Source organism: Amycolatopsis acididurans (assembly GCF_012328925.1).
In the GTDB taxonomy this organism is placed as follows: Bacteria; Actinomycetota; Actinomycetes; order Mycobacteriales; family Pseudonocardiaceae; genus Amycolatopsis_E; species Amycolatopsis_E acididurans.
Genome location: NZ_JAAXLS010000111.1, coordinates 1 through 1,278, shown reverse-complemented (window position 1 = coordinate 1,278; position 1,278 = coordinate 1). Strand labels below are relative to the sequence as shown.

The window sequence follows — 1,278 nt, the reverse complement described above, 5'->3', positions numbered from 1 at the left end:
CTTGGGTTCTAGGAGTCGTCGCAACACCCCAGCGCAAGGGGTGCGATGGATTTCGAGATCCGCAAGGACCGCAGGCCGCAGGGGCGCAACAAGCTCCACAAGGAGCGGGCTGCCTATCTTGATCTTGTGAATCAAGGTGTGAGCAGTCGGGAAGCCTGCCGGATCGTTGGGATCAACCGCCGGACCGGTAAGCGCTGGCGCAACGGGACTGCCGCGACCGGCGACAAGAAGGCGGCGCCACCAATCACAGCGGTGGCGCCGCCTTCCGGTCCGTCGAGGTATCTCACCGAGGACGAACGCCTCCAGATCGCCGACCTGGTGCGGGAGGAGACCTCGATCCGCGGGATCGCCCGCCTGCTCGGCCGGGCTCCCTCCACCATCAGCCGGGAGATCCGCCGCAACCGGCACCCCGGCTATGGCGGCCACCGGCCACACGCCGCGCACGTGCGCGCGCTTGCGCGTCGGCCACGCCCCAAACCGAGCAAGATCGTGCAGCACCGGCCGCTCAGAGACTTCATCCAAGACCTGCTGAAGCTGAAGTGGAGCCCGGAACAGATCTGCCGAGCACTGCGCAAACGGTTCCCGGACCGGCCAGATCTGCACCTCGTCCACGAGACGATCTACCAGGCACTCTACCGAGGTCACGGTGCGTTAACCCGTGTCCTGCGATCTGGCCGGGCTCGCCGCCGCCCACGTCGGCAGGCCTATAAGCGCCTTCCCCGGGTCATCAGAAACATGACCATGATCAGTGACCGGCCCGCCGAAGCCGAGGACAGGACCGTAGCCGGTCACTGGGAAGGCGATCTGATCATCGGCAAGGGCAGCAAGTCGGCCATCGGCACCCTCGTCGAGCGCACCAGCCGCTACGTCCTGCTCGTTCACCTGCCCGCCGGCCACTCCGCCGGAACCACCCGCGACGCCCTCACCCAGACCGTCCAGGACCTTCCTCAACACATGCGGAAGTCGCTGACCTGGGACCAGGGATCGGAAATGGCTTCGCACAAGGCCTTCACCCACGCCACCGGCATGCCGGTCTACTTCTGCAACCCGGGCAGCCCCTGGCAGCGGGGCTCGAACGAGAACACCAACGGCCTTCTACGCCAGTACTTCCCCAAAGGCACCGACCTCAACGCCCACAGCCGTCAACGCCTCGATGCCGTCGCCGCCGAACTCAACCACCGCCCACGCAAAACGCTCGGCTGGGAAACCCCAGCCGAGCGCTTCGCTAAGCTCCTGGCCAGTTGACCAGTTGTGTTGCAACGACCCCTCGAATCCGCC

General features: G+C 66.1%; 1 protein-coding gene. It reads left to right on the top strand.

Annotated features, from left to right (window positions below; translation table 11 throughout):
• Nucleotides 1-138 precede the first annotated feature (138 nt).
• On the top strand, nt 139-1,245 hold the full coding sequence (locus tag HFP15_RS42050) for an IS30 family transposase (RefSeq protein WP_376768937.1): 1,107 nt from the start codon (nt 139-141) through the stop codon (nt 1,243-1,245).
• Nucleotides 1,246-1,278: the final 33 nt, after the last annotated feature.